This window comes from Amycolatopsis sp. NPDC104775, from assembly GCF_055583325.1.
On record NZ_JBVJOE010000007.1, the window covers coordinates 417,286 to 422,788 of the forward strand.

The following is a 5,503-nucleotide window of genomic DNA, read 5'->3' on the forward strand; positions in this document are numbered from 1 at the left end:
AGAAACAAAGAGAACAGAAGGGAGGGCCCCCCCCCCGCCCCTCCTTTTCGGGGGCGTTTTGGGGTTTTTGGGGTTTTTCCCTCCGGGCACCCCCCCCCCAACCCCCCACAACCACCCACGAGCCATGCCGTTCGCCTGCTGCACGCGGCACCGCCACTCGTCGGTGCGCAGCGTCGTTTCGGGCGAGCATTCACTGCCGGAAGCCTTGTCCGGCAGCGAGGAACCGCGGGCACCCGAAGCAACCTCTGCCGTTCGCCGAACAGGGCGCGATTCCCCGCCCCTCCCGCGAAACCAAGCCGCTTTCCGCCGCAACCGCCCACGAAACCAAGCCGCTTCCCACCGCGACCGCCCGCGAAACCAAGCCGCTTCCCACCGCGACCGCCCACGAAACCAAGCCGCTTCCCACCGCGACCGCCCGCGTCTCGCCGGGCGGGGCGGGCTGGGTCAGTCCGCGATGTACAGGCAGTCGTGCCCGTCGCGGGCCGGGGCGTCCGGGTCGTCCAGCCAGCGGCCGCCTTCGGCCAGGTAGCGGAAGCGCAGCCGCGCGCCCGGCGGGACCTCCACCGCGGCCGAGCGCGTGCCGTTCGAGCGTTTGCGGAGTTCGTGGCGGCCGGGCTGCCAGTCGTTGAAGTCGCCGACCACGCTCACCGGGCCGGGCGGGGCGTCGAGCGGCAGCACGAACGTCACCCGCCGGGCCCCGGAGCCGGTGCCCCGGCTGGTCTTGATCACGGCGTTTCCCTTTCCCGTTCCGGCGAATCGATCCTTCTGAATCGTTCCACGCCCACCGCCGGAAACCCGGACGCGGCGGATGCCGCGTCCGGGTGAAAAACGGGGTCAGGTGGTGGAAACGTCGTCCAACTGCTCGGCCGCCGGGCGCACCGGGAACAGGTCCCCGCCGGGCGGAGCCGGGATGCGGCCGACCGCGGCCCGGGCTTTCCAGTCGCCCGCGTCCGCCGCGGCGTGGACGCTGTCGAGCGCCGCGTACTGGATGAAATGGATGTCCGGCAACGGCCAGGGCGCGGCGCCGGTCGCGGCCGGGAGCAGATGGTCGACGGCGGCGAAAATGCTGCCGCCCTGGGGATTCCGGTACGACCACAGGTCGACGCCCAGGTGCCGGCCCAGCTGCGCGAGGCGAGTCAGCGCGACGAGGTTGAACGTGTGGTAGTGGTACGTCCGGGTCCGGGTGGATTCCTCGGGCTGGCCGCCGTCCGCGGCGATCTGGTGGTCGATGCGGGCCTTGCCGGAGTCGCGGACGATCTGGCGGGCGAGGTCGCGCTGCCCGACGTAGCTCGCGGTCGCCGCGGTGAGCAGGTCGTAGAAGGTGCCGTGGTTGTTGGTCGCCTTGGCCTCGTCGGTGCCGTTCTTGCTGGTGCGCAACCAGGTCAGGAAGTCCGACGACCAGCCGCGGAACGCCTTGCCGTCGGCTTTCGTCCAGCCGGGCGCGCCCGCTTCCAGGATCCGCGCGGCGTCGAGGACCTGGGTGAAGGTGTAGGAGAACTCGATGATGCCGATCCCCCGCCCGTCGGTCTTGCACGGGATGCCCTGCGCGAAGTTCAGGTTCGGGTTCATCTTGGTGGCCGCGTCGAGGAACCAGGTGCGCAGGTCGAGCGCGGCGCGCTGGGCGTACTCGGCCTTGCCGGTGTAGTACCAGGCGAGCGAAAGCTGGTAGATCGAGTTGAACGCGACGAGCCGCTCGGCCTTGTCCGGCACGTTCTTCATCTCGGGGTTGACCTCGCCGTCACGGTCGACGTACGGGCAGCCCTGCGGGTTTTCCGGCGTTTTCGGCTGGCTGGGCCAGTAGTACGGGGCGAGGCTCAGGTAGTCGTGCTTGTCGCCGCTCGGCGGGACGCGCTCCTTGTCGACGACCGTCCACGGCCCCTTCGTCAGCGCGGCGTCGGCCTGCGTCAGCAGGTTGGACAGGGCCGTGCGCAGCGTCGGATTCCCGGCCATCAAGCCGATTTTGTTGCCTGCCAGGTGCACTCCGTCGAGCACGACGGTGTCCGGCACGCAGACGAACGAGCACGACCTCGGCGCGGGCGCGGCGGTCGCCGCTCCGGCGGTGGACGCGAGCAGTCCCGCGACCGTCGCGAGAACCGCCGCGAGACGACGCGGACGGGAAGACCGGAAGGGAGGCAGCACTGCAACTCCGTTCAAGAATATGAATATTCTACAGATATGTGAACTGAGATTGAATAGCCGAACGCGCGCGGCCGCGTCAAGAGGAGGTCAGGCGGAGCGGCCGCGGCGGACCGGGTTCCGGAGGGTGCCGACGCCCTCGATCACGATGGTGACCTCGTCGTCTGCCTCGAGAGTGACGTCCGGGCCGGGAACAGCGGATGTCCCGGTGGCCAGGACGGCGCCGCGCGGGAAAACGTCGCCGCGATAGAGCCACGACACCAGATCCGCGAACCGGCGGTGCAGCCGCGCGGTGGACGTCTCCCCTGCCCACAGCAGTTCGCCAGCCCGGTGGATCGTCACGGTGATGCCGAGCGCGTACGGGTCCGGGATCTCGTTCGCGGGCACGATCCACGGCCCCGCCGCGCACGAGCCGCGGTACATCTTGGCTTGCGGCAGGTACAGCGGGTTCTCGCCTTCGATGCTGCGCGAGCTCACGTCGTTGACGATCGTGTAGCCGACGATCTCCCCGTTCGCGTTGCACACCAACGCCAATTCGGGTTCCGGCACGTCCCAAACGGAATCTTCCCGGATACCGATCGGCTCGTCCGGACCGCGCACGCGATGTCCGACGCTTTTGGAGAACAGCTCCGGCCGCTCTGCCTCGTAGACGCGGGCGTAGACGTCGGCGTCGCCGCTTTCCTCCATCCGCGCCTCGCGCGACACCTCGTAGGTGACTCCGGCGGCCCACACCTCGGTGTCGTCGTCGACCGGCGCTCGCAATTCGTCCGGTTTTCCTGGTGTCAGCCCGATCGCCAATGCTTCGGCGAATTCGTCGGCGGACAACGACAACAGAGAGCCGAGCGTCGTTCCCGGCGGGAGCGTGCCGGTGGACTCGCCGTCGGTGACCTGCCAGCCCGCGGCGGTTTTCGCGAGGCGGCGCATCAGTGCGAATCCCTCGGCACGGCCGAACCGCGGGAGCCGTGCAGGAAATCGAAGTCCGCGCCGAGGTGGGCCTGGGTGACGTGCTCGCGGTAGAGCCAGGTGTATCCGCTGCGGTACGGGCTTTCCGGCGGCGTCCAAGCTGCGCGGCGAGCGGCGAGCTCCTCGTCCGGAACGTGCAGGGTCAACTGGCGTCCGGGGGTGTCGAGGGTGATCCGGTCGCCGGTGCGGACGAGCGCGAGCGGGCCGCCGACCGCCGATTCCGGGCTCACGTGCAGCACCACCGTGCCGTAGCCGGTGCCGGACATCCGGCCGTCGCAGATCCGCACCACGTCGGTGATCCCCTGGTCGAGCAGTTTCTTCGGCACCGGGACGTTCGCCACCTCCGGCATGCCGGGGTAGCCCTTCGGCCCCGCGCCGCGGATCACCAGGACGGTGTCGGGGGTGACCGGCAGGTCCGGATCGTCGGCGACGCGGTGGTAGTCCTCCGCGGTGTCGAAGACCAGCGCCGGGCCGGTGTGGGCAAGCAGCTCCGGCGTCGCGGCGGATTGTTTCAGCACCGCGCCTTCCGGCGCGAGATTCCCGGTGAGCACAGCGGTTCCGGTGCCGGGCGGCTGGAACGGCGCCTCGACCGTGGTGATCACTTCGTCGTTCCAGCACTCGGCGGTTTCCTTGGGCTCGCCGGTGACTGTGCGGACGTCGGGGCGGAGAAGCCCGGCTTCGGCGAGCCTCGTCAGCACCACGGGAACTCCCCCGGCGTAACAGAAATCTTCCTTTTGATAGTTAAGCGAACTGAACAGCGCATTGACACGCCGGTGCGCCCCTGACCTGCGCTGATGGTCGGGTTGGGTCCGGTTGGGGCTGGTCGAATCCGAACGTCTGACGGCCTGGTGACGGCCTGGCTGGTGGCCGGTTGTGCGGTCTGGTGAGGGCTTTAGTCCCTGGTCGGAGTGTCGGTGTCGTGTTCTAGTGGGTGTGCGGGTCACGTCAGTCCGGACCCTTGCTGACGTGGCCCGCCTCGGTTGGTGTCGGTGGGCATTCGGGCGCACGCTGGTCGTATGGGTGGAGGATCGTTTTTCGACCGGATAGCGGCGTACGGGGAGCGGTCGGCGGCTCGTGAGCGGCGGTGGGCGCTGGTGGCGCGGGGGCTGCGGTGGCCGGTGCTGGGGGCGGTGTCGGCGCTGACGTTGGTGGCGTGGTGGCTGTCGGGCTGGCAGGCGTGGCCGTGGCTGGGTGCGGTGGGCGTGCTCCTGGTGCTGGGTCTGACGGGGGCGGCTCGGCGGGCCGGTCTGGCGTGGACGTTGGCGGTGTGCCTGGCGGTGGTCGCGGTGTGGCTGCTGCTGGTCTACGTGAATCCGTGGTGGTGGCTGCTGCTGGCGGGCGTGGTGCTGCTGGGGGCGGCGGTGACGGCTGCGGCGGTGTTGAGGCTGCGGGAACGGCGCGCGCAAACCCTGGTGGCGCTAGGGGTCGGCGTGGCCATGGTCGTGGGTGGAGCGGTCATGTTGGGGGTCACCGCGGCTGAGCAGGAACGGCAGGAGCAAGCCGCCTTGGACCAGCAGCATCAGACCTCGGTCGCGCGGATTCTGCCTCGCACGCCGGGCAGTATGGTGAACTTCCTGGTGGAGAAGATCGCCTACCCGACGCCGGACGCGGTGGCCTCGGCGTGCTTCGTTTTCGCCCCGCCTGCGCGAGCCGAGCTGGCGGGGAGTCTGGGGGTTGCGGACTGTCCGGCGGCGGTGCGGGCGCTGGCCGCGAGGGTCACGGACGCCCACGACTACGCCAACAATGTGTGGCTACCGGGGCAGGCCGTGCAGCGAGGCCCGGCCGGAACGGTGGTGGACGCGTGCCATCTGACGTTCGACGCGATCACCGACGACACCCCGCATCCTGACGCTGGCCCTCAGCTCGGGCGCTTGACCCTGCAACAGCAACAGGGGGAAGGCTCGTTGATCGTGGCCTACCAGCCGTGCCGGTAGCAGGGCTGCGTGAGCGGGGAGGCGCTGGGCTTTCCTGTCCGTCGTTCTCGCCCTTGCCATCGTGAGTGCCGTGCTGGCGGGGTCAAGGGTGAGCTTCGCTCATCGCGCAGCGACGCCGCAGGCGCCCTTGAGGCTGTCGGCGCGGCATTCGAGAATCGGGCGCGAGAAGGACGGCCCAGCGCCGGAGGTGAGCGCGGCTACCGCCGGGACACGGCGGGCTCGGCGTTCGGTGTGCTGGTCGACGCGGGTCATGGGGCGTGGGCGTCGCCTGCGGCGGCGTGCGCACCCGGGGCGAGTCTGCGGCGGGCTCGCCGGGCGGGCCGGCCGGAGCGCCAGCGGAGGCCCGCCCAGCCAACCGGCGAGTCTCGCCGTACGCGAGGTGACCGGTTGCGGGGGGGGGGGGGGGGGGGGGGGGGGGGGGCGGGGGGGGGGGGGAGGGGGAAAAAAAAAAAAAAAAAAAAGCACGTGGA

5 protein-coding genes are annotated in these 5,503 nt (G+C 70.1%); 1 reads left to right on the plus strand and 4 read right to left on the minus strand.

The window, feature by feature from the left end:
* Positions 1–444: 444 nt before the first annotated feature.
* The 4 genes from ACZ63D_RS30310 to ACZ63D_RS30325 all read right to left on the minus strand — a co-directional run bounded on the left by ACZ63D_RS30310 (position 445) and on the right by ACZ63D_RS30325 (position 3,800).
* Positions 445–729: an isoamylase early set domain-containing protein gene (locus tag ACZ63D_RS30310; protein ID WP_465357769.1), complete on the minus strand. Its 285-nt coding sequence runs from the start codon at positions 727–729 to the stop codon at positions 445–447.
* A 105-nt stretch (positions 730–834) separates the two neighbouring features.
* Positions 835–2,139: an alginate lyase family protein gene (locus tag ACZ63D_RS30315; RefSeq protein ID WP_465357770.1), complete on the minus strand. Its 1,305-nt coding sequence runs from the start codon at positions 2,137–2,139 to the stop codon at positions 835–837.
* Positions 2,140–2,226: 87 nt separating this feature from the next.
* On the minus strand, positions 2,227–3,060 hold the full coding sequence (locus ACZ63D_RS30320) for a fumarylacetoacetate hydrolase family protein (RefSeq protein WP_465357771.1): 834 nt from the start codon (positions 3,058–3,060) through the stop codon (positions 2,227–2,229).
* Entirely contained in the window at positions 3,060–3,800 is a 741-nt protein-coding gene (locus tag ACZ63D_RS30325; RefSeq protein ID WP_465357772.1) for an IlvD/Edd family dehydratase, read from the minus strand. The genes ACZ63D_RS30320 and ACZ63D_RS30325 overlap by 1 nt, the downstream gene beginning before the upstream one ends.
* A 315-nt stretch (positions 3,801–4,115) precedes the next feature.
* Here ACZ63D_RS30325 and ACZ63D_RS30330 point away from each other — a divergent pair, with 315 nt between their 5' ends.
* Positions 4,116–5,033 (plus strand): hypothetical protein, encoded by a 918-nt coding sequence (locus tag ACZ63D_RS30330; RefSeq protein ID WP_465357773.1) that lies wholly within the window; start codon positions 4,116–4,118, stop codon positions 5,031–5,033.
* The last annotated feature ends 470 nt before the right edge of the window (positions 5,034–5,503 follow it).